19 protein-coding genes and 2 pseudogenes are annotated in these 22,732 nt (G+C 66.7%); 9 read left to right on the top strand and 12 right to left on the bottom strand.

All coding sequences use genetic code 11. The features are described 5' to 3' along the window. The first annotated feature begins 47 nt into the window (after positions 1–47). Positions 48–2,348: a DUF1989 domain-containing protein gene (locus A3Q7_RS0117155; RefSeq protein ID WP_018413145.1), complete on the top strand. Its 2,301-nt coding sequence runs from the start codon at positions 48–50 to the stop codon at positions 2,346–2,348. A gap of 109 nt (positions 2,349–2,457) precedes the next feature. Here the strand turns inward: A3Q7_RS0117155 and A3Q7_RS0117150 are convergent, their stop codons facing one another. Continuing rightward, entirely contained in the window at positions 2,458–2,856 is a 399-nt protein-coding gene (locus A3Q7_RS0117150) for a GFA family protein (protein ID WP_026224971.1), read from the bottom strand. 171 nt (positions 2,857–3,027) lie between these two features. On the opposite strand from A3Q7_RS0117150, the gene A3Q7_RS0117145 reads away from it, so the two are divergent. The 7 genes and pseudogenes from A3Q7_RS0117145 to A3Q7_RS0117115 all read left to right on the top strand — a co-directional run bounded on the left by A3Q7_RS0117145 (position 3,028) and on the right by A3Q7_RS0117115 (position 11,178). Next, positions 3,028–4,146, top strand: a complete 1,119-nt coding sequence (locus tag A3Q7_RS0117145; RefSeq protein ID WP_018413143.1) for an aminomethyltransferase family protein — start codon at positions 3,028–3,030, stop codon at positions 4,144–4,146. Between the two features lie 60 nt (positions 4,147–4,206). Continuing rightward, positions 4,207–4,800, top strand: coding sequence for a dimethylamine monooxygenase subunit DmmA family protein (locus A3Q7_RS0117140; protein ID WP_018413142.1), 594 nt, complete (start codon positions 4,207–4,209; stop codon positions 4,798–4,800). Further along, a complete protein-coding gene (locus A3Q7_RS0117135) occupies positions 4,797–5,753 on the top strand; it encodes a PDR/VanB family oxidoreductase (protein ID WP_040570710.1) in 957 nt (318 codons plus the stop codon). The genes A3Q7_RS0117140 and A3Q7_RS0117135 overlap by 4 nt, the downstream gene beginning before the upstream one ends. A gap of 12 nt (positions 5,754–5,765) precedes the next feature. Next, positions 5,766–6,809 carry a heme-dependent oxidative N-demethylase family protein gene (locus A3Q7_RS0117130; protein WP_018413140.1) on the top strand — a complete coding sequence of 348 codons (1,044 nt, stop codon included), beginning with the start codon at positions 5,766–5,768 and terminating at the stop codon, positions 6,807–6,809. A 396-nt stretch (positions 6,810–7,205) separates the two neighbouring features. Continuing rightward, positions 7,206–8,158: pseudogene (locus tag A3Q7_RS21385) on the top strand (IS110 family RNA-guided transposase); the annotation flags it as partial. Positions 8,159–9,445: 1,287 nt separating this feature from the next. After that, entirely contained in the window at positions 9,446–10,645 is a 1,200-nt protein-coding gene (locus A3Q7_RS0117120) for an MFS transporter (protein ID WP_018413138.1), read from the top strand. Between the two features lie 68 nt (positions 10,646–10,713). Next, the gene (locus tag A3Q7_RS0117115) at positions 10,714–11,178 is read left to right on the top strand and encodes a hypothetical protein (RefSeq protein WP_018413137.1); all 465 of its coding nucleotides are present in this window, start codon (positions 10,714–10,716) and stop codon (positions 11,176–11,178) included. Positions 11,179–11,260: 82 nt separating this feature from the next. Here the strand turns inward: A3Q7_RS0117115 and A3Q7_RS0117110 are convergent, their stop codons facing one another. Further along, positions 11,261–12,175: a nuclear transport factor 2 family protein gene (locus A3Q7_RS0117110; RefSeq protein WP_018413136.1), complete on the bottom strand. Its 915-nt coding sequence runs from the start codon at positions 12,173–12,175 to the stop codon at positions 11,261–11,263. 131 nt (positions 12,176–12,306) lie between these two features. On the opposite strand from A3Q7_RS0117110, the gene A3Q7_RS20340 reads away from it, so the two are divergent. Continuing rightward, positions 12,307–13,191 (top strand): AraC family transcriptional regulator, encoded by an 885-nt coding sequence (locus A3Q7_RS20340; protein WP_018413135.1) that lies wholly within the window; start codon positions 12,307–12,309, stop codon positions 13,189–13,191. A 40-nt stretch (positions 13,192–13,231) separates the two neighbouring features. Here the strand turns inward: A3Q7_RS20340 and A3Q7_RS20840 are convergent, their stop codons facing one another. The 10 genes and pseudogenes from A3Q7_RS20840 to A3Q7_RS0117060 form a co-directional block, all read right to left on the bottom strand. Continuing rightward, a complete protein-coding gene (locus A3Q7_RS20840) occupies positions 13,232–13,609 on the bottom strand; it encodes a hypothetical protein (RefSeq protein WP_157278223.1) in 378 nt (125 codons plus the stop codon). Positions 13,610–13,963: 354 nt separating this feature from the next. Further along, positions 13,964–14,104 (bottom strand): annotated as a pseudogene (locus A3Q7_RS20060) (transposase); the annotation flags it as partial. A 97-nt stretch (positions 14,105–14,201) separates the two neighbouring features. Then, complete coding sequence (locus tag A3Q7_RS0117090; protein ID WP_026224968.1) at positions 14,202–14,495, bottom strand: BrnA antitoxin family protein; 294 nt, start codon at positions 14,493–14,495, stop codon at positions 14,202–14,204. Beyond that, positions 14,458–14,733: a BrnT family toxin gene (locus A3Q7_RS20055; protein ID WP_040570709.1), complete on the bottom strand. Its 276-nt coding sequence runs from the start codon at positions 14,731–14,733 to the stop codon at positions 14,458–14,460. Before A3Q7_RS20055 ends, A3Q7_RS0117090 begins: the two co-directional genes overlap by 38 nt. Positions 14,734–14,990: 257 nt before the next feature. Beyond that, complete coding sequence (locus A3Q7_RS0117080) at positions 14,991–15,359, bottom strand: hypothetical protein (protein ID WP_198289180.1); 369 nt, start codon at positions 15,357–15,359, stop codon at positions 14,991–14,993. Positions 15,360–15,468: 109 nt separating this feature from the next. Further along, complete coding sequence (locus A3Q7_RS0117075) at positions 15,469–15,675, bottom strand: hypothetical protein (protein WP_018413130.1); 207 nt, start codon at positions 15,673–15,675, stop codon at positions 15,469–15,471. Between the two features lie 170 nt (positions 15,676–15,845). Next, positions 15,846–16,262 carry a hypothetical protein gene (locus A3Q7_RS20835; RefSeq protein ID WP_157278221.1) on the bottom strand — a complete coding sequence of 139 codons (417 nt, stop codon included), beginning with the start codon at positions 16,260–16,262 and terminating at the stop codon, positions 15,846–15,848. A 246-nt stretch (positions 16,263–16,508) separates the two neighbouring features. After that, positions 16,509–20,501 (bottom strand): translocation/assembly module TamB domain-containing protein, encoded by a 3,993-nt coding sequence (locus A3Q7_RS0117070; protein ID WP_018413129.1) that lies wholly within the window; start codon positions 20,499–20,501, stop codon positions 16,509–16,511. A gap of 5 nt (positions 20,502–20,506) precedes the next feature. Further along, entirely contained in the window at positions 20,507–22,315 is a 1,809-nt protein-coding gene (locus A3Q7_RS0117065) for an autotransporter assembly complex protein TamA (protein ID WP_018413128.1), read from the bottom strand. Then, entirely contained in the window at positions 22,316–22,660 is a 345-nt protein-coding gene (locus A3Q7_RS0117060; RefSeq protein WP_026224966.1) for an FKBP-type peptidyl-prolyl cis-trans isomerase, read from the bottom strand. Positions 22,661–22,732: the final 72 nt, after the last annotated feature.

Genomic DNA, 22,732 nt, shown 5'->3' with positions numbered 1-22,732 from the left:
GGGCCCTCCGGCCTGTCCGGTCTCCTCCCGGACAGGCCGTGGCCCCCATGCTTGCCGACATGAACACGACAGCCGAAGCCACCTTGAATCCCGCCATCGCCCCGCGCACGCACGCCTCCATGCTGCGTCATGTCGCGCCCGGCGGCGGCCATGTGTCGTTCGCACTGAACGCGGGCGACCGCGTCACGCTGACCGATCCTGAAGGCCTGCAGACCGGCGAGCTGTACGTCGCCGGACCGGCCGGCATCGCCGCCACGCTGCTGCAGGGCGTCGCTGTCGAAGCGATCGCCACCCATGACGCGCCGCCGTGCGCCCAGGCGCTGATGACCGGCGCGCCCTCGGGCTGGCGGCTTGCGCGCGCCATGCTGTTCGGCGCGGACGGACTGCCCGGCGCACGCCATACCTTCCTCGCGCCCGGCAGCATGCGCTGCGCACTCGCTGCCCCGGGTGGCGACATGCAGCCCGACGCCCAGAACGCCCCCACCGAACTGATCGCCGACATCGAGTGCGCAGCGCCGGTGGCCGGCATCGCCCCGCCGCCGCTCGCTCCGCCAGTTCTCGACCTGCGCATCGATGCCGGCACCGCCCGCGCCTATCGCGTCAAGGCGGGCGACTACATCCAGGTGATCGACGTCGACGGCCGCCAGTGTTCGGACTTTCTCGCCTTCGACGCGACCGCACTCGCGCGCGGCGAGGAATACGATCTCGATCCGACCACCACGCGCACCCTCATGGGCAGCGCCTGCCCCGGCCCGGGGCTGCTGAACAAGTACTACGACGAACGCCAGGTGGCGCTGGTCGAGGTGATCCGCGACACGGTCGGCCGTCACGACACCTTCATGCTCGCGTGCAGCGCGAAGTACTACGACGACATGGGCTATCCGGGGCACGACAACTGCACCGACAACTTCAACCACGCGCTCGCGCCGCATGGCGTCGCGCGCCGCGCCGGCTGGCCGGCGATCAACTTCTTCTACAACACCATCGTCAATCACGACGACAGCATCAGCCTGGACGAACCCTGGTCGCGCGCCGGAGACTACGTGCTGCTGCGCGCGCTGACCGACCTCGTCTGTGCCTCGTCCTCCTGCACCGATGACATCGATCCGGCCAACGGCTGGAACCCGACCGACATCCATGTGCGGGTCTATGACGGATCGAACAACTTCTCCAGAGGGATTGCACACCGCATGACGCCCGATGCCGCCCCGAAACTGACGCGCGAAACCGGCTTCCACGCTCGTACCTCCGCACTCACGCGCCGCATGGTCGAGTACCGCGGCTTCTGGCTGCAGGACTCGTTCTCGTCCAATGGCCCGATAGACGAATACTGGGCCTGCCGCGAACGCGCGGCGATGATCGATCTGTCCGCACTGCGCAAGTTCGAAATCACCGGCCCGGACGCCGAACGCCTGCTGCAGCTCGCCACCACGCGCAACATCCGCAAGCTGGCGGTCGGCCAGATCGTCTACACCGCCTTGTGCTATGAGCACGGCGGCATGATCGACGACGGCACCGTGTTCCGGCTGTGCCAGAACAACTTCCGCCTGGTGTGCGGCGACGAATATTGCGGCGTGTGGCTGCGCGAACTGGCCGCCAAGCACAATCTGCGCGTGTGGGTGAAGTCGTCCACCGACCAGTTGCACAACCTGTCGGTGCAAGGTCCGAAATCGCGCGACATCCTGCGCGACATCGTCGTCACGCCCCCCGGCAACGCGTCGATGGACGAGCTGAAGTGGTTCCGCTTCACGGTGGGCAAGATCGACGGCCTGCCGGTGCTGGTGTCGCGCACCGGCTACACCGGTGAGCTGGGCTACGAAGTGTGGTGCCACCCCAAACACGCCGTGCAGGTGTGGGACGCCATCGCCAGGGCCGGCGAGGCGCACGGCATCGCGCCGATGGGTCTGGCCGCGCTCGACATGCTGCGCATCGAAGCCGGCCTCATGTTCGCCGAGTACGACTTCTGCGACCAGACCGACCCCTTCGAGGCCGGCATCGGTTTCGCGGTGGCGGCCGACAAGGAGGACGACTACGTCGGCAAGGCCGCGCTGGAACGCCGCAAGGCGCATCCGGCACGCGTCATGGTCGGCCTGGACATCGAAGGCAGCGAACTCGTCGCGCACGGCGACCCGATCTTCAACGGTCGCGCGCAGATCGGCCAGATCACCAGCACCACGCGCTCGCCCATCCTCGGCAAGACCATCGCGCTGGCGCGGCTGGACGTGTCGGCGGTCGAGCTGGGCGGCACGGTGGAGATCGGCAAGCTGGACGGCCACCAGAAGCGCATCCGCGCCACCCAGGTCCGGTTCTCGCACTACGATCCGGAGAAGACGCGCGTGCGCGCCTGAGCGCCGTGCGCAGACAGCAGGGCGCGGAATGGCGAAAGCCGTTCCGCGCCTTTTTCATTCCCGCGATGGAAATCCGCGCCGCCTGCGCAGACGCGGTGACCGCTCGCACCTACCAGGCGTCGCTGCGCGGCAGGTCGTCGTCGATGTCGTAGTAGTCGGCACGCGAGCCGGCGAAGATGTGGGCCGACAGCTTCAGGCCGGTCGGGCGGTCCAGCGTGCCAGCGGTCACGTAGGTGACGTCGGATCCGGCGTCCTTCCAGAACAGGTTCCCGCCGCAGTGTGCGCAGAAGCCGCGTTTCACGCTGGCCGACGAGGCGTACCAGCGCAGGGTGTCGCCGGCCATGATTTCGAGGTCGGCGTCGGCACAGCTCGCCATCACCGCATGGTGGCCGCTGGTGCGCGCGCACTGGCTGCAATGACACGCCACCGGTGCGCTCAGCGCCCCCCGCACACGGTAGCGCACGGCACCGCACAGACACGCACCTTGACCTCCACCCGCCTTCGCCATCGCTCGCCTCCCGTGCTCGTTGTGCGCGCAGCGTACGCAGCACGCGCCGGTGCGCACATACCACCTAGGGGGTAACCCCTCTTGAGAATTGTCCGCCCCAGCCCCCGGCAACAGAATCGCTTCCAGATCGCACGCGCTGAGCGGCGACAACCCAGACAAGGAGAACCGGGAATGCAGAGGAATTCGATTCTGAACGAGCGGCACCGCCAGCTCGGCTCGAAGCTGGATGGCGACACGTGGAACTTCATGCCCATTCCGTGGAGCTACAACAGTTGCCCGCACGAAGAGGTGATCGCCACGCGCACGCGTGCAGGGCTGTATGACGTATCGGCGCTCAACATCGTGAACGTGTCCGGCCCGGATGCCGAAGCGGTGATCGACCGCCTGGTCACCATAGACGTGACCAGGCTCAAGCCGGGCACCGCCCGCCTCGGCGGCGAGGTGAACGAGGCCGGCGCGCTGGTCGATGACATCATGATCATCCGCGATGCCGCCGACAGATTCCGCATTTCCCACGGCAGCGGCGCGACGCCCAAGACCCTGGCCGAACTGGCTGCCGGCAGGAACGTGAAGGTCGAAGCCGACCTCGATGTGCACATCCTGTCGCTGCAGGGTCCGCTGTCGCTCGAGGTGCTGGCCCCGCACACGCCGGCCGATCTGGCGGCGCTACCCTATTTCAGCCATGTCGACACCACGCTGTTCGGCAAGAAGGTGGTGATCGGCCGCGGCGGCTATTCCGGCGAGCGCGGCTACGAGGTTTACTGCGCGTCGGCCGACGCGGTGTTCCTGTGGGACACCATCCTGGAAGCCGGCAAGCCCAAGGGCGTCATCCCCTGCTCGTGGACCGCGCTCGACCTCACCCGCGTCGAGGGCGCGCTGCTGTTCTTCCCGTTCGAAATGCCGGAAGGCGACACCACGCCGTGGGAAGTGAACATGGACTGGGCGGTCGACCTCGACAAGAAGGGCGACTACATCGGCAAGGCCGCCGTGCTCGCCCTGAAGGGCCGCGAGCGCGTCAAGCAGGCCGGCATGATCGTGACCCATCACGAAGCGGTCGAAGCCGGCGCGAAGATCTACGACGGCGAGACGGAAGTCGGCGTGGTCACCTCGGCCTCCTACAGCCGCCTGCTGATGCAGTCGCTGGCCATGGTGCATCTGAAGCCGTCGCATTCGAACATCGGCACCCGCCTCACCATTGCCGGCAAGGCCGGCAAGCTGGCGGCGCTGGTGGTGCCGACGCCTTTCTACGATCCGCTGCGCCAGCGCACGCATCCGGAAAAGCAGCGCTGATCCATCGCGCGCCGCGCCTCGCGCGCGGCGCAACCGGTTTCACATCGCACGAGAAGTCGCATGTCCACGCCCGCCACCAAAAGTCAGCCGGTCTATCCGGAACTTGAATGGGACCGCACCGGCACCCATCACATCCTGTTCGTCGCAGCCGAGGACGCCGCGCTCGCGCGGCGTCTGTACGCCAGTCCGCCCGCGGGCACGCTGACCGTCATCCATGTCGCCGATCCTGCTGCCGGCGAAACCGCATGGAACAAGGACCTGCCGCCGCAGGCGCTGCATCTTGCGGCGCCTTCACTGGGCGATGGCCTGAAGCTGCTCAATGACGCGCTGTACGTGGCGCAGATGGGCACGCGCATCTACCTCGCCGGCCCCGAGGATGCGATCTGGCAGGCCTCGCAGATGGCCGACGGCTACGGGGTCGGCCGCGACGAGGTCCGTCATGCACAGATCGGCAGCAAGGCGCGGCCGGTGTTCTGCGTGCATTGCCGCACCATCACGCGCGGCGTGCACACCAATCTGGTGGCGTGCAGCGGCTGCGACCGCACCTTGTTCGTGCGCGACCACTTCTCGCGCCGCCTCGGCGCCTACATGGGCTTCCAGATCGATGCGGAAGTCCCGGGCGACGTCCCCGCCGCCGAGGTGATCTACCCATGAGCGCATCCATGCAAGTCGAGATCACGCGCATTCGCGACCTCGCCCCAGGCATACGCGAATTCAGTCTGTCGCCCGCCGGCGAGGGCAGCTTCCCCGTCTATTCCGGCGGCAGCCACATCGTGCTGTCGCTGCCGCTCGGTGCGCGCCCGCACCGCAATGCCTATTCGCTGCTCGGCGACCCGAACGAACGCCACACCTGGCGCATTGCCGTGCGCAAGCAGGAGGATTCGCGCGGCGGCTCGCGCTGGCTGCACGAGCAGGCGCGCGAGGGCATGAAGCTGGACATCGCGCCACCGATGAATCTTTTCCCGCTGGTGCGCACCGGCCGTCGCCACATCCTGGTGGCGGGCGGCATAGGCGTGACGCCCATCCTTTCGCAGGCGCGCGAACTGGCCCGCATCGGCGCCGACTTCGAAGTGCATTACGCCTATCGCGGGCCGGAATTCGGCGTGTTTTCCGACGAGCTGGAAGCGCTGGCGCCGGGCCGGGTGCATCACTACGTGCAGTCGCGGCGCGAACAGATCGAGTTCCGATCGCTGCTGTCCGGCCGGCCGCTCGGCACCCACTTCTACATCTGCGGCCCGGCCGGCATGGTGGCTGCCAGCATGGAAGCGGGGCACACGCTGGGCTGGCCGGAAAGCCATCTCCACAGCGAACAGTTCCTCGCCCCGGCCGGGGGCGAAGCATTCGACGTGAAGCTGGCGAAATCGGACAAGCAATTCACGGTGCCGAGCGAGCTGTCGCTGCTGGAAGCGATCGAACAGCAGGGCGTGGACGCGCCCTATCTCTGTCGCGGCGGCGCCTGCGGCCAATGCGAACTGGAGGTGCTGGAAGCCAGTGGCGAACTGCTGCATCACGACCTGTACCTGAGCGCGGCCGAACGCGCCTCCGGCAGGAAGATCATGACCTGCGTATCGCGCCTGAAGGGCGGATGCCTGACCCTGAACCTCTGAGGAGCACGCAACATGAGCATCGCGTTCAAGCCGGACGAAACCTTCCGCGGCGACTACAGCTACCGCAACTCGCCGGTCGCCATCCGCCGCTTTCCCTTCCCCTTCCCGCAGGACCAGTACATGTACTCGGTCAACATCGAGCCGCACACCAAGGGCCCGGCGGGATCGGTGTTCGAGAATGCCTTCGACATCGACGAGCACTACGTCGCCGAAATGCGCGACCGCGCCATTACGCTGGAACGCGATCCTGGCCGCTGCATGTCGCTGCCGCACATGATCGACGCCGAATGGGACACGCTGGAACTGATCATGGAATCGCTGGCGCGCGACTATCCGGACCTGTTCCAGTTGCACCGGGACGGCGCGCGCTGGTCCTGGATCAACCGCCCGCTCGGCCTGGAACAGACCTTCACCTTCGGCGACGTGGCCACGCTGCCCTGCCCGCCCTTCGAGTACATCACTCGCCAGTGCCAGGGTGACTTCGTCATCATGGACCAGCGCGACAACGATCTGTGGGCCGACTCCGGCATGATCACCTCGCAGGCGGACTGGTCGCTCATGTTCGATGTCGGCATGAGCTTCAAGGAATGGCACGGCCCGGTGCCGCTGGCACACGACATGGGCATTTTCGAACGCGCGCTGAAGTATCTGCTCATGCTGCAGCAGGGCCGTCCGGTGCGCCGTCTGAACTGGACCATGACCATCAACCCGCGACTCGACACCTCGCCGGAAACCTATCCGGAATGGGGCCCGGACCGCACCACGGTGACGCCGGACAATGTCGGCGACAAGGTGCATCTGCGGGTGGAACTGCAGGGGCTGTTCCGGCTGCCGCGCAGCAACGGCATGCTGTTCTCGATCCGCGGCTATCTGGCCAGCCTGAACGATCTGGCCACGCATCCGCGCTGGGCCAAGCGGCTGCACCGCGTGCTCACCACGCTGCCCAACGAACTGGCCGAATACAAAGGCCTGGTGCGCTACCGCCAGACCGCGATCGACTGGCTCGCGAAATTCGACGACGGCGCCGATCTGGGCACCGGTACGCAGCCCGAGTAAGGCCGCATCGCGGCCAGAGGCCGCTCCCACAACAGCTCGCCCGAACCGGGAACGGAGTGGGATTTGGTGGGAGCGGGCTTGCCCGCGATTGCGGCCTCGAACGGAGCCGGCGGCCTGCATCAGCCACTATCGCGGCCAGAGGCCGCTTGTATGTTCTGCCGTGGCAAGCGTAGGAATAGCTTGTCGGGCGGAGGGACCCAGTCCGGATCTGACGGCAAGCACGTACAGACAGTGGGAGAGATGTCCCGCCCTCACCCCAAGCACCGATCAGGAATCCATCGGACCGTGACCGCGGTACCGTCCATACCCTGCAAGCCAGTGCTGTGGTGAATCCCGACAAGCCTTTTGAACCCTTAGTCGGGAGGGATCCCATCGTGACAAGTCAGAAACGAGGTAGTGTGCTTTGGCATCGACGTCTCCAAGCACTGGCTGGACATCGCCGAGCACCCCGCCGCGCGGTAACCGCGCGTCGACAACACCGCTGCGGCCATCCGCGGCTGGTTGCCGCCACGCTACCCAGAGGTGCCCCAGCGCATCGCCTCTGCGAATCGACCGGCAGCTATCACTGCACGCTCGTCAAGTTGCTCATCAAGGCCGGACATCAGGTGTTTCTGATCGACGGCTTCAAGCTGTCCAGGTACCCGCGACACCGTGGGCCCAGCGCGCCAAGACGGATCGGCACGACGCACGCCTGATCGCCCGCTACCTCGCGCACGAGGGCACGGGATCTGCGCCCGTTCTCGCTCCCGGCGCCCGCGGTCACCGAACTGCGCAGCCTGCTGCGTCGTCGCGCAACCGTGGTACGCAGCCTGGGTCGCATCCGTCAGAGCATGGAAGATCTGCCCGGCTTTGCTCGCGAAGTGCGTGTGGCTCTCGCGCGGCTCACCGCCTTGATCAAACGGTTCGAACAGCGCATCGCCTCGCTGATCAACGAGAGCGGATGGACTGAACCGTACCGGCGCATCCTGAAGATCGAAGGCGTTGGCGCGCTCACCGCCGCCGGCCTGTGCGCGGTGTTCCATCGCGCTGCCTTCAGCGGTGCGGACGCCTTCATCGCCTTCCTTGGCATGGACGTCAGCGTGCGCGATTCGGGCAAGAGAACCGGACGCCGTGCGCTGAGCAAGAAGGGGGACTCGGAGATGCGCCGCCTGCTCTACAACGCCGCGCCATGGCGGCCAGCAGATCCACGACCTGGCAGCCGTTTCTACCAGCGCATGCTCCAGCGCGGATTCAGCCGCACCCAGGCGCTGGTTGCGCTGGCAAGAAAACTCGCTCGCGTTGCCTTCTCTGTGATGAAGAACGCCGCCGACTATGTCCCGAAACAACACGAAAACGCTTGCGCCGGAACACATAGAATCTCCCACAAGAACTCGCTCAGATCGCCATCGGAACCGGGGTTTGGTGGGAGCGGGCTTGCCCGCGATTGCGGCCTCGAACGGAGCCGGCGGCCTGCATCAGCACTGTCGCGGCCAGAGGCCGCTCCCATAAAAACTCGCTCAGACCGCCATCGGAGCAGGGGGTTGGTGGGAGGGGGCTTGCCCGCGATGCAGCCTGGAACGAAGCCGGCGGCCAGCATCAGCACTATCGCGGCCAGAGGCCGCTCCCACAAGAACTCGCTCAGCCCGCCATCGGAACCGGGGTTTGGTGGGAGCGGGCTTGCCCGCGATTGCGGCCTCGAACGGAGCCGGCGGCCTGCATCAGCACTATCGCGGCCAGAGGCCGCTCCCACAAGAACTCGCTCAGCCCGCCATCGGAACCGGGGTTTGGTGGGAGGGGGCTTGCCCGCGATGCAGCTTCGAACAAAGCCCGCGGCCTGCATCAGCACTATCGCGGCCAGAGGCCGCTCCCACAAGAACTCGCTCAGATCGCCATCGGAACCGGGGTTTGGTGGGAGCGGGCTTGCCCGCGATTGCGGCCTCGAACGGAGCCGGCGGCCTGCATCAGCACTGTCGCGGCCAGAGGCCGCTCCCATAAAAACTCGCTCAGACCGCCATCGGAGCCGGGGGTTGGTGGGAGCGGGCTTGCCCGCGATGCAGCCTGGAACGAAGCCGGCGGCCTGCATCAGCACTATCGCGGCCAGAGGCCGCTCCCACAAGAACTCGCTCAGATCGCCATCGGAGCCGGGGGTTGGTGGGAGCAGGCTTGCCCGCGATTGCGGCCTCGAACGGAGCCGGCGGCCTGCATCAGCACTATCGCGGCCAGAGGCCGCTCCCACAAGAACTCGCTCAGACCGCCATCGGAGCCGGGGGTTGGTGGGAGGGAGCTTGCCCGCGATGCAGCTCCGAACGAAGCCGGCGGCCAGCATCAGCACTATCGCGGCCAGAGGCCGCTCCCACAAGAACTCGCTCAGCCCGCCATCGGAACCGGGGTTTGGTGGGAGGGGGCTTGCCCGCGATGCAGCTCCGAACGAAGCCCGCGGCCTGCATCAGCACTATCGCCGCCAGAGGCCGCTCCCACAAGAACTCGCTCAGCCCGCCATCGGAACCGGGGTTTGGTGGGAGCGGGCTTGCCCGCGATGCAGCTTCGAACGAAGCCGGCGGCCCGGACTTCGCGAACTGCACCGCACAGTCGGGTTCGCGCAATCGCGACTTTCCTTGTACCGTGCGGCGTGTTGCTCGCACCGACATCCCTCCGCCATGCCATCCGCCCTCGCCGCCACGCTCTGCGCCGCCCTGCTCCTGATGGTCACCATGGGCGTGCGGCAATCGACCGGATTGTTCCTGTCACCGATCAACAGCAGCACCGGCCTGGGCATCGTATCGCTCAGTTTCGCGCTGGCGGTCGGCCAGTTCATGTGGGGCGCTATACAGCCCGTGGCCGGCGCGGTGGCGGACCGCTACGGGCCGGGACGCGTACTCGCTGCAGGGCTGGTCGTGCTGGCGCTGGGCTGCGCGCTGACGCCGCTGGCCGGCAGCAGCTTCGCGATGACGGTCACCCTGGGCGTCCTGATGTCCGCCGGCTCCGGCGCTGGCAGTTTCTCGGTGCTCATCGGCGCGGTATCGCGCAAGCTGGACAGCGCGCAGCGCGGACAGGCGGCCGGTCTCATCAATGCCGGCGGTTCGCTCGGCCAGTTCGTGTTCGCACCGGTCGCGCAGGCACTGATCAGCGCGGTGGGCTGGGCCGGCGCCATGCTGGCCCTGGCGGCGTCCTCGCTCGCAGCGCTGCCCCTGGCGCGCTCGCTGCGCGCGCGCGAACCGGTGCACGACACGCACGCGAGCGGCGACGGCGGACTCGGTCGCGCCGTGTCGGGCGCGCTGCGCGACCGCAGCTATCTGCTGCTGCATGCCGGCTTCTTCACCTGCGGCTTCCACATCGCCTTCCTGGTGACCCATCTGCCGGGCGAGGTCGGTCTGTGCGGACTGCCACCGGCGGTCGCGAGCTGGTCGCTCGGGCTGATCGGGCTGTCCAACATCGCCGGCAGTCTCCTCACCGGCTGGGCGGTCGGCCGCTGGCGCAGCAAGATGATCCTGTTCTGGATGTACGCCTCGCGCGCCGTGCTGGTGCTCATCTACCTGGCATCGCCGCGCACCGAATGGACCTTCTACCTGTTCGCGGTCGGTCTCGGCCTGACCTGGCTGGCCACGGTGCCGCCCACCGCCGGCGTGGTCGGCAAGCTGTTCGGTACCCGCTACCTCGCCACGTTGTTCGGCCTCACGCTGCTGTCGCACCAGATCGGCGGCTTCTTCGGCGCCTGGCTGGGCGGCATCGCGCTGGCGCGCAGCGGAAGCTATGACTGGATGTGGTGGGCCGACGCCGCACTCGCCGCCGCTGCGGCGCTGGTGAACCTGCCGATACGCGAAGCACCGGTGGTCAGACCGCTGCCCGCCGCCACGTAGGACGCGGCCGATGGCGCCCGCGCACGCGACGCGGCAGAATCCGCGCATCACACGAAGAGGAGACGCGCATGAAACTGCTCGGCGCACTGGGCGTACTGGTCCTCGGCCTGCTTGCGGCCTTCATCATCGCGAACTGGGGCGTGCTGTCGGCACCGGTCGAGGTATCGCTGCTGGTCGCCACGATACAGGCGCCCGCCGGCATCATCCTGCTGGGCGGCACCGCCCTGCTGCTGCTCCTGCTGCTGGCCTACACGCTGAGCCTGCACACCTCCACGCTGCTCGAGGCGCGCCGTCACGCGAAGGAACTGCGCGAACAGCGGCTGCTCGCCGACCAGGCCGAAGCATCGCGCTTCACTGAATTGAGTGCGGCCATGCACAGGGAATTCGCCGACCTGCGCAGCGAGTTCCAGCGCATGTCGAACGAATCCTCCAATTCGCTCGCCGCGGCGATCGGCGAAGTGGAGGACAAGCTGGACCGCGCGCTCGGTGCCGGCACGGCGATCACCACCCCGGCCCCGCGCACGCTGCCATAGAACCGGCGGCGCGCGGAGGCGCCGCGCCGTGGGTGCGCGGCACACGCCTGCCGGGACATCGCCAATCCACGGGTCTGCCGGTTCAGAAGCCGAACTTGCCGTTGGCGTTGCGCCACTCGGACTGCGGCGGAATGGTTTCCATGGTGTCCCAGTGCTCGGCGATCTTGCCCGCTTCGACCCGGAACAGATCGTAGAACGAGGTCGGCTGGCCGGCGAACTCCCCTTCGCTCACCACCAGCACGAAGTTGCCTTCGCCCAGCACCTTGTGCACCCGGGTGTACTTCATCGTCACATTGGCCTTGGCCATGGCCTGCAGTGCAGCGCCGAGCCCGGACAGACCGTCGGCGATGTGCGGGTTGTGCTGGCGGTAGTGGTCACCGTCGAAGTAGCCGGCCAGCCTGTCCATCTTCCCTCCAACAAGGATGTCGTCGACGAAGGCCTTTACCAGCGCCTTGTTCTCGTCGGTGCGGTCGAGGTCGCCGGGCGTGGTGGGACCGTCGGTCATCGTGCGGCCGCTCGGATTCGGAGCGGCTGGCGTCGGCTGGAGATTGTCCCAGTGCTCGACGATCCTGCCGTCCTCGAAACGGAAGATGTCAAACCCGATCCTGGGCCCGAAGAAGTCGTATTCCGTATGGGCAAACACGAAATCGCCGTCCTGGAAGATGCGCACGGTATTGACGCGCGCCGAGCCCTTGGGAAGCGCCTGCAGCACGGCGCCAAAGCCGGACAGGCCATCGGCGACCGCGAGATTGTGCTGGATGTATTTGTTCGGGTTGATCGCGCTCACCGGTGCGGTTTCACCGGTTTCGATGGCTTTGAGCAGGGACGCGACCCGGGTCTTGGATTCGGAAGTCATGTGAGCAACCTTCGCTTTCTGGGTGGAGTGGGCGGGAGATGCGGCATTGCCGGCTGCAGCAACAACGCTGACATGGCCGGACAGCGCCATGACGAACGCCGACATGAGCGCGGCGCGGTGGTGGCGGGCGGTGTGTTTCATGAATGCGGCCTGACGAGTGGATCGAGGCCTCGACTTTGCCAAGCGCATCGCCCTTTACCTAGGTCGGGTTCGGGCAATTGATGGTTAAAATCGCGCATCCCCTGGCACGTGCTTTTTCGCCCGGCCTCTCCATGCCATCGCCGAAACACCTGCGCGAAATCCGCTTCGAAAACCCGCGCCTGTCATCCGTGGGTGTGGAACTGCTGCGCCTGTCGGACCTGTTGGCCGGGGATTCGGCACCCGCTCACGGAGCGCCGGAACGGCTGGCCCTCTGCCTGGTGCTGGTGATTTCCGCCGGGCGCGGCGAGCACGTGGTGGATTTCAAGCGCGTCGGGCTGGCACCCGGCACGGTTGTCGTCGTCGCACCGGGCGCGGTGCATCAATGGCTACCGTCGGCCAGCCTGGAGGGCGACGTGCTGCTCATCCAGCCGCAACTGATCCAGCCCGGCCGGACCTCCCCCACCCATGCGCTGGCACACCTGCTGCGACTGGCGGACTGGCCCGCCTGCTTCACGCTGACCCAACGCGAATCCGACCGCTGGCGCATGCTGTGCGAATTGCTGCGCAGCGAGCAGGCCTTGCCGGAGCTGGATGAACTGTCGAGCGCAACCGTCCGCGCGCTGCAGCACAGTCTGCTGCTGGTGCTGGCCCGCGGTGCGCAGCAGGCCACGCCGTCGTCATCGGAACAGGAACTGCTGTGCCGGCAGATGGCGCGGGAACTGGATCGTCTGGTCTGCACCCGCCCCGCCGTGGCCACCCTGGCCCGGCAACTGCGCACCTCGCCCAGCACCCTCAACCGCTGCTGTCACGCATGGCTGGGCCTTTCCGCCAAGCAGGTGGTGGACCGCCGCATCGCACTGGAAGCGCAGCGCCTGCTCGTGCACACCGATGCCACCGCCGCCTCGGTCAGCGAACAACTGGGCTTTTCCGAACCCACCAATTTCCTGAAGTTCTTCAAGCGCTGCGTGGGCGTCACGCCGGAACAGTTCAGGAAGGCACAACGGGGCGGGACATGATGAGGATGCGCATGATCGAGCCGGCATGGGGAACGCCCGGTTACGGCCCGGCAGAGGCCGCCTCTTGCCGACCACACGCGGCACAGGTGCGTGCAGGCTGTTCCGGCGGACCGACCATGCGCGACACAGCCCAGATGACGACACCGGGGATGCCAATGAGAGCAATCAGCGTGTAGCGCCCGCCACTCGAACCGAAGACATCGGCAAACAGCGCCGCGATGCCCACAACCACCAGACCGAGCAGTGAGGCGCCGAGCACATCGACCCGATTGCGTCGCCCGGCGTCCGCTTGCAGCGGTGATCCGCAGTGGCTGCAGATACGGTTGGCGGTCGGCGAGGAGGGACGCAGATTCTCAGGACCAGCAGGTCGGACAGCTCGCTCGCGAACCTCAGGCGAGAACTGAATTGACTTAGTCATCAACTCATCGTCTCAAGAGTTGGAGCCTCCGCAAAATCCGGGGCGGTTCAGCATGTAGCCCTTTCACTTTTTCCTTGTAGTCAACAGCCTTGTCTTCGCCAGATGCAAGGAGGGCTTCTGACCTCTTGGAAATTCCTTGAAAGGTGGATTGCTTAGACATAGTTCCCTGTGACGCTTAACGACGCTGTAGAAAAACCCCGTTCCGGGGCAAGCGGCTGCTTCCGGCCCTCGCTGGTTCGAAGTTGTTCATCCGCATTTCACTCCCACGATCTTCGTCTCATCGTCGTCTCCTGAGGTCTGCCTCGGCCGCTGCCCGGCGCACTCGAATGGCGTCGGTGGCGCCCGCCAGCTTACCTAATTCGCGTAGCCGTGGTGCCCGAGCTTTTCGATGTTGTGCACCAGGCAGTACAGCTTCCACTGTCCATCCACCTTCTCACGCCCGCGCAGCGTGAAGCAGGTGAGCCGCTTGTTATGCCGCAGGTTGCAGAACACCGGTTAGACCGTGGCGAAGTGCTGCGCGCTGTCACCGGACATGTCCATGAACCGCACGTCGTGGCGGTCAGTGACAGTGCGGGGCGGATGGAACGATGGGTTACGCAGCGCCTTTGGGGCGAGCGGATGGGCCTTCGGCCAACTGCTCGGCCATGCGGGTTTGCCAACCCGGACCGGTTGCGCGCCAGCGCTCGATGACTTCGGGCGGCAGCCGCAAGCTGATGAGCTGGCGCGGATTCCGGGATTTGGGGCGCCCACCCTTGTTGACGACGGCACGCGCAAGCATGGCGTCAGTGAGCTCCGGAAGCTCCTTGTACTCGTGCGGCTTGATCACATGCGCGTCAACGCGCTTGAGATCAGAGCCCGAGGTACGGCGCGAGGCGGGCTTGCTCACGATCGTTGGCCTTTCGCATGCTGAAGATGTGACGACCCGTGCCACGCGGGGTGTAGCCGATTACGACGACCCGGCCATGCAAGAGGCCGTAGCAGACAATGCGGCATTCACCATAGTCCTTACGATCATCTACGACCTCGACAGTAGTGCCTGCGAAGACCAACAGAGCGTCTTCAAAATCCAGGCCACGCTCGGAAAGGGTCTTGTCGCGCTTGGCCGGATCGTAGGTGATACGCACCGGGTTATTGTATTTACGAAAACAACCAGGCGCAAATCACTGCTGAGCTTGACAGGACACCGTGACCTGCTGCGCGAAATCGACCGGGATGAGCTTCGCCGTAGTCGGGCGTCTTGAATCGAGGCATCGCAGGGCTCCGCAGAGACAATGCGGAATCATAACAACGGCATGTGAACGGTGGCGCGGAAGGAGGGGTTTTTCTACAGACTCAACGTTCGCGCTCAGGGGGCGGCGTAGCCGTCCGCTACAGCAAAGGGTTAAGTTGCATTTCGCAGGTCCACCAAATTGACTGGGGGCGTACTGACGACAACCGGCTGATCTCGAAAGTCCTCCGGCACATCAATAGCGCCCCAGGTGTGGCACTCCAATGTCAGTTCTTGGTCGCCCAAGAAAACGACGAATCCCGCCTGAACCTCGCCGACGTTGCCGACGACAGGAGGATCTGAAAGTGTGCGCGCCTCAAGTGGCAGCGATGTGTGCTTGACGGTGAGGAAATAGCCGCTGCCGGTGTAGTTGTAGCTTGATGGGCGATCGGCCTCCAGCGCATACCGTAGCTGCTCCTCAGACAACACATTCGCCGCCATGAGGCGAATAGCTTCCTTTTCGAACTCGCGAAATGCCGGCATATGCAACCTAACGACGCTGTAGAAAAACCCCATTCCGGGGCAAGCGGTTGCTTCCGGCCTTGGCCGGTTCGAAGTCGTTCATCCTCGTTTCACTCCCGCGATCTTCGTTTCATCGTCGTCTCCTGAGGTCTGCCTCGGCCGCTGCCCGGCGCACTCGAATGGCGTCGGTGGCGTAGCGGGCACGGAGGACCGAAAGATCGAGGTCGTTGTCGACCAGGTGGCAGAGCGCGAACTCGAAGGTGCCGGGCAGCACCTGCTGCGCGAAATCGACCGAGATGAGCTTCAGGCCGTAGTCGGGGGTCTTGAATCGCGGCATCGCAGGGCTCCGCAGAGGCGATGCGCAATCATAACAACGGCATGTGAACGGTGGGGCGGAAGGAGGGGTTTTTCTACAGCCTCAACGTTGGACGTAACCGGCGCCGGAGCGCAGCGGAGGGAACCAAAAAGCGGAGCTTTTTGGCGTCCGGTTGACGGACTTGTTATGCACTAGCATGGCTGAGAGCTCATGTTTTTTATTACCTTGGCCGGTTCGGGAAGAAAGATTTCTCTTCCTGCGTAGACGATACCCAGGACACCACTACTTGAAAGGTATTTCGCGAGGCATCTATTCCACTCGCTGTGATCGTAGATTTTTAATTGCATTGCGATCGGCTGCAGGCGAACACCATTAAGGTCGAGAATCTCAAAGCTGATGGATGTTATGAGCTTTGTGTATCTAGGTGCTGGTACCCCGAAGTTTTTGTAGTCGTGCGCACCTTCAAAAACATCCGAAACCCAAATAGGTCTATCTAGCTGATGGTTTGATGCGTCCAGTGTGCCAAAGTGATGCAGCTCAGTTCCTTCTGCGATTGAAATACGAGGAAACTTTCCTAAGGGTAGATGCTCTGCAAGATGGCTATTCATAAAGTGCATAACGTGAGGTCGACGCCAGATCCGGCGAATAAGCCGGCGTCTGTCCGGATAAGTCGGCAAACCGGACACCGGAATTCTTTTTCATTTCAAAGACCTCCGTTTGCCCACGCGTTTACGTACGGTACGAACAGAACCCCGAAACCGGACACACCGCCAAGCCGCGTCGGCGGCTGTCAGAATTCCAGCCGATTATGCACAAACGGAAATGGATGCGCAGGCGGTCGCGGCGTCCGCGTGCTACTTGAACGAAAACACATACCTCACATCCACCGCCTGTTCGGTGCCGGCGCTGCCGATCAGTGCGAGGTGGCGGGTGAGGTTCCAGGTCAGCTTGACGATGCTGGTGGCGCCGGCCACGCCCTGTTCGTAGGACAGCATGGCGTTGGATGAAAGGCGCTTGCCGACGCTGACGACCTGGCTGCCGACCGTGGTGCTGCTGTTGTTCGATGCGATGACCTGGCTGCGCGGGCCGGTGTTGACGGTGCTCTGGGTCAGCGCGATCTGGTCCAGACCCAGAGACTGTGCGAGCGAGCCGGTCACGCCGTCGCCCTCGCCGCCCAGCAAGGCGCCGGCCGCGGTGGCGAGCAGCGACAGGTCGGAGCCGCTGGCGCGGTCCTGGCCGCGACCCAGCACGATCCAGGACAGCTTTTCGCTGTCCGGCATGGCGGTGTCCGACACCAGCCGCACGCGCGGCCTCTGGACGGTTCCGCTCACCTCGACCCCGGCCTGCACCGGCAGGTTGGGACGGATGGCGCGCACGTTCAGCCCGGGATTGGCGATCGCGCCCTGGAAAGTCACCACGCCGCGCTCGATCACCAGATCCTGTCCATAGGCGCGATAGCGGCCATCCACCGTGCGTATGCTGCCGGTGGCGCGCAGGCCGCGGCCGTCGTCGCGCAGCGCCAGCTTGCCGGCAAGCCGGGTGTCGAGCCCGCGCCCCTTGAAGAACAGCCGTTCGCCCAGATCGACGTCGATGGCGAGCGCAAGCGGCGGACCGGCGGGCTCGTCGCCGCCGCGGCCCTTGATCACGACATCGTCGCCCAGCGTGGGCGCCGATTCTTCCGGCATGGTGAACAGACCGGCATCCGCCGCCAGCGCCATGTCGAGCTTGAGCCCCTGCGCCGCCGATCCGGCCAGCCTGCCCTTGCCGGACAGCATGAGCCACTGTTCGCCGCCCTGCAGCGGCACGAAATGGTGGATGTCGATGGCGATGTCCGGCTGCACCGACGCCACCTCGACGCTTCCGCGCGCGACCAGCCTGCCCGGATCGCGCGTCAGCTTGGCGCCATCCAGTCGCCGGTCGGCGGGCGGCTTGCGGTTGTCGCTCTCGAAGGACAGTTCCTGCAGCGTGAGCCGGTCGCCATCGAACCGTGCGCGCAGCAGCCCGCGTTCCAGCTTGACACCGGCATCGACCAGCGCGAAGGCGAGTTCGTCGCCATCGAGCCGGCCGGCGAAGCGCGGTGCGCGCAGGCTGCCCGCGACGGCGACATCGCCACGCAGCCGGCCGCGCGTGCTCATGTCCAGCCGCAGCGTGCGGCCCACCCACGCGAGGCTGGGCACATCCAGCGTCACATCACCGGTCAGCGCGCCATCGAGGTCAGCCCCCCACAGGCCGCCGTCACGCCGCAGCGGCAGATGCAGATCGGCCTTCATTTCGCCGATGTCCTGCCCGGCGAATACCGCAGCGATGCGGGCGGCGCGACCATCGAGTCGCACGTCGGCACGGGTGCGGGTGAGCGCGATTTCGGTGCGGTTGTCGCCCGATATCACCAGATTGCCGCTTTCCCGGAACAGCGACAGCGTGCCCTGCACATGTTCGTCACCTGCCAGCAGGGCGGACACGGACCAGTCGGCGCCGAGCTTGAGCGGTGCGCGCACCGACAGGCCGGTTTCGCGGTCGCGCCACACCAGGCGCAGCGGCACGCCGCGCGCGCGGCCAGTCGCCTCCAGCCGCTCAGGTGTCCACAGTGTGCGCTGCAATGACAGTTCGCCATCGCCACTCAGGCCGAAGCGCGCGTCGTCGAGCTGTACCGCCTGCGGCGATGCGGCCAGTCGTGCGGGTGCGCGCAGCGTGGCGCTCAGTTCGGACGATATCTGCAGCGCCAGCCGCTCGATGCGGCCCGACCACGCGGGGCCCTCGCTCAGCGCGCCGCTGGCCGACAGCGCGAGCGAAGGCTGGAAGGATTCGTCGCGGCGGCTGTCCGGCAGCGCCATCATGCGCCCGTCCACCTGCAGGCTGTGCGCGTCGCGCGTGCCGGTCAGTTCGGCGTGGATGCGCTCGATCGGCGACGGCAGTTGCGGACTGCTCAGATCGGACGCATCCAGCGTGAGCCGCAGACGACCGTCGCTGCCCGGAGCGAGCTCGGCGTCGACATCTGCACGCGCCAGCATGCCCCATTCGCCGACGCGCAAGCCGCGCACCATCAGTTGCACCCGCCCGCTCGGCGCGTCGGGCGGACCGCTCACGCTGCCCGATCCGCTCACCTGTCCGGCGAGGTCGATGCCGGTCAGCGCCCGTGCCGCGCCGAGCTTGCGCGCATCGACGGTCCATTGCAGCACATCCTGTGCGCGTCCCCAGCCGCCTTGCACGGACAGCGTGTTGCCGGCCCAGTCCAGCGCCACATCGGTGTCGCTCAGCACACTGCCCTGCAGGCGGGTGCGCAGGTGACCGCCAAGCGGCGAGCCGAGCAGCGTGCTGGGTGCGAATTCCAGCGCGGCGCGCAGATCGGGACGCGGCGCGATACGGCCGGCAGCGTTGAAGGAGGCCGACAGCCGGCCCGGCAGCGCACGCACCAGCACGGAAGGATCCACGCGCTCAAGCGCGCCGCGCAGTTCGAAGGCACGCGCGTCGTCCAGCGTGAGCCGGCCCTGCACCTGTGCGCGGGCATCGCCCGCCGTGAGCATGGCCTGTTCCAGCGTCAGCGCACGGCCTTCGGCCCGCCCCCGGGCATGCAGGGTCAGTCCGCTGCGGCCGCTGTCGCGCAGATCCAGCGTCAGGGTCTGCCGTTCCTCCGAGGCACCGAGGTCGGCGCGACCACCGATGCGGGTGCGCGCAAGCGCGCGGTGCAGCGCCGAGGCATCGACATCGTGCAGCACCAGATGTGCATCCAGCGGCGGACGGGCCTGCGTGCGCCATACGACATCGCCGGTCACGCGCGCGCCGCCCGCCAGAGAGATTTCCAGATCGTCGACGCGCACGCGATCCGGCTGCGCGTGCACGCGCGCCCGCAGCTCACGCACCGGCGCGCCGCCGCGATCCAGCGTGTCCGGCCGCGCGTTGAGCGCGCGCACCTCGCCCGCCACCGCAAGATCGGCGCCATCCACCGGCATCAGGTCGGCATGAAGGGTCCAGCGTCCGGTCGGCGCCGCAGCGAAAAGTTGGCGCGGATCGAATTCGTCCACCGCAAGCTTGAGCCAGGCCAGCGGTTGGGGCGCGAACAGCCGCGCACCGATCTGGGCGCGTCCACTCAGGCCGGCACCGCGCGCGCGTACATCGACCGTGGTCACATCGGCGAGCGCGCCACCGAGCGCGACATCGGCCTCGCACGGCGCATCGCTGGCCGCCGCCTGCGGCAGGCAGGGCAGGCCGGCGATGCGCGCGCCGCCGCGCAAGGCGAATGGCGTGGACCCTTTCAGTGCCGCGTCGCCGGTGAGCCGCCCCCAGGGCGACGAAACGTCGATGCCATCCAGATGATGCACCACGCCGTCGCTGGCAAGCTTGAGCGCGATGCCGCTGAAACGGACCGCATCGCCGCCCGGCGCGCCATAGGAGGCGATGCCCAGATCGCCGACGCGCAACTGCGCGCTCACCGGCAGCGGCAGTTGCAGCGAATCCGGCGCGGTCGGCGCGTCATCGGACGGTGAAGTGGCGATGTCGAGCCGACCGATGTCCAGCAGCGCGACGTCGAGCCGGCCGTCGAGCAGCGCGGCCGGTCGCCAGTCCAGCGCGATGCGCTCGGCGCGCACGCGGGTGCGGCCATCGTCATAGACGATGCTGGAAAAGCGGGGCGCCGACAGCAGTGCGCCCGCCTCGACCTCGATTTGCAAGGCGGGCAGCGCCCGCTGCGCGACGCTTGCCAGTGCGCGCAGACCCGGGGCGGAACCGAGCGCGAACCACAGCAGCAGCGCCGGCAGCACGGTAAACAGCAGGCCACCACCGAGCAGCAGCGGGCGCAGCCAGTGGCGCTTCGGTGCCGCGCGGGGAGACGGAACGGGAGAGGGAGCGGACATGTGGATCAGAAGGCGATGGACAGCGAGAAATGGGGGCGCCACTGACGTTCGCGCTCGCCGTAGGCGATATCGAAGGCGATCGGCCCGGCCGGTGATCGCCAGCGCACGCCGGCGCCATAGCCCACCGCCGGTTTGAAGTCCTCGCGGCTGCTGGCGGCATCGCCGGCGTCGACGAAGACTGCGCCGCCCCACTGCGGCGTGTTCCAGTGCACATACTCGATGCTGGCCACACCGAGGGCGCGGCCACCGACGATGGCGCTGCCTTCGCGCACGCCCAGTTCGAGATAGTCGTAACCGCGCACCGTGGTGGACCCGCCGGTACGGAACAGGAAGTCCTGCGGGATGGCGCCGATGGCGCCGCCGGTGAGGCCGACCTCGCCGCGCAGGATGATCTGGTCGCGCTGTCCGACCGGAATGAACCATTGCGCCTTCAGATAGCCGCGCAGGAAATTGGCATCGGACAGCAGTGCCTTCACGCCGCCACCGATCTGCGCATTCACCACCCAGCCGGTGCGCGGATTGAACAGGTCATCGACGCGGCGCCAGGTCCAGGAGGTGTTCAGCGCCAGCGACTGCTGGGTGCCGGTCACCACATCGTCGATCTCGCGCTCTTCCTTCTGCAGGGTCAGCGAGTGGCGGATTTCGGTGTCGCCCCTCAGGCGCGCGCGCACCACGCTGGTGGCCACCCGCCGCGTGATCAGATCCTGGATGTCGGCGTTCTCCGCCAGCACGCCGAAGCTGTCGCGATAGCCGTCTTCCTGCGGCGGCAGCATCACATCGGCGAAGGCGATCTGCCGCAACTGCTCGAGACGTATCGCGCTGCTGAGCAGCCAGGACTTGCCGAAGATGTTGTTGTCGGACCAGCCCACCTCGCCGCGATAGCCGGTGTTGCTGCTCAGGCCGGCGCCGAAGGACAGCCGGCGCGACGCCGCCTCGGTGACCGACACCTTGACCGGCGCGGCGTCGGCATGCGCCGGATCGGTATCGGTGCTGATCTGCACCGAACTGAAATAGGGCGAGGACAGCAGAGCCCGTTCGAAGGCGAGCAGAGCGTCCGACGAATAGCGGTCACCGCGCCTGATCGTGCTGTAGCGCTTGACCAGATCGAGATCGTGCAGCGCCAGCCCGGTCGCCTCGATGTCGCCGAAACGGAAGGCCGGACCGCTGTCCAGGTGCAGCGACAGGTCGACCGCGGCGGTGTCCGGGTCGACCTCGGCGCGGCTGTCGACCAGGGCACCCGCCGCGTAGTCGCGGCTGGTCAGCGTGTCCAGCAGCGCCTGCTTGGCGGAACTCCAGTCGGCCTGACGGAAGGGCTGGCCGGCATGCAGGCGCCAGGACTGCTCGAGCTCGGCGCGGCGCTGCGCATGCGTCTCGTCCTCGCCGGCCAGTTCGCCGTCGTAGCGGAACTGCACCGAGGTGACCTGGGCGCGCGGCCCGGGCGTGATACGTACCCCCGGCGGCTCGTCCACCCATTCGAACGCCGGCGAGAAGTAGCCTTCGGTTGCCAGCAGTTCGGCCGCTTCCCGGCGCACGCGGCGTACCGCCCGCCGCTGCGCGCGCTCGCTGTCGACGGCTTCGCGCAGCATGAGCGAACGCACATGCCTGTTCAGCATGGCAAGCACATCCGAAGGCAGATCGGGCGCGACCAGTTCGAGCCGGCCGAAATCGCGGGCGGGCGCCTCGTCCGCATCGTCGCCGTCCGGCGACTCGACCTCCGCGCCGACCGCCTGCGCCGTCTGGTCGTCGGCTGCCGCTGCAAGTACGGGGAACAGATGGAGCAGCGCGATCGCCGCTCCACACAGCAGCCGGCGCAATCAGCCCGCGCTCAACAGTTCGACTTCGAACACCAGCGTGGCATTGGGCGGAATGACGCCGCCAGCCCCGCGGGCGCCGTAGCCGAGCTGCGGCGGAATGGTGAGCTTGCGCACGCCGCCTTCCTTCATGCCCGCCACACCTTCGTCCCAGCCACGAATCACCTGGCCGGCGCCGAGCTGGAAGCTGAACGGCTGGTTGCGATCCTTGCTCGAATCGAACTTGCGGCCATCGGTGAGCCAGCCGGTGTAATGCACGCTCACGACCTGACCGGCCGCCGCTTCGTTGCCGGTGCCCGGCGTGGTGTCTTCGATGATGAGGCCGCTTTCAGTGGTGATGGAAGACATGGAAAAGTCCCGGTTGTGATCTGTCAGAACGCGCAGTGTACCGGCCGCGGACAGATTTTCGTGTAGGCGCAT

It is taken from the genome of Methyloversatilis thermotolerans (genome assembly GCF_000372885.1).
Taxonomy (GTDB): domain Bacteria; phylum Pseudomonadota; class Gammaproteobacteria; order Burkholderiales; family Rhodocyclaceae; genus Methyloversatilis; species Methyloversatilis thermotolerans.
This window is presented reverse-complemented; position numbering and strand designations above follow the sequence as displayed.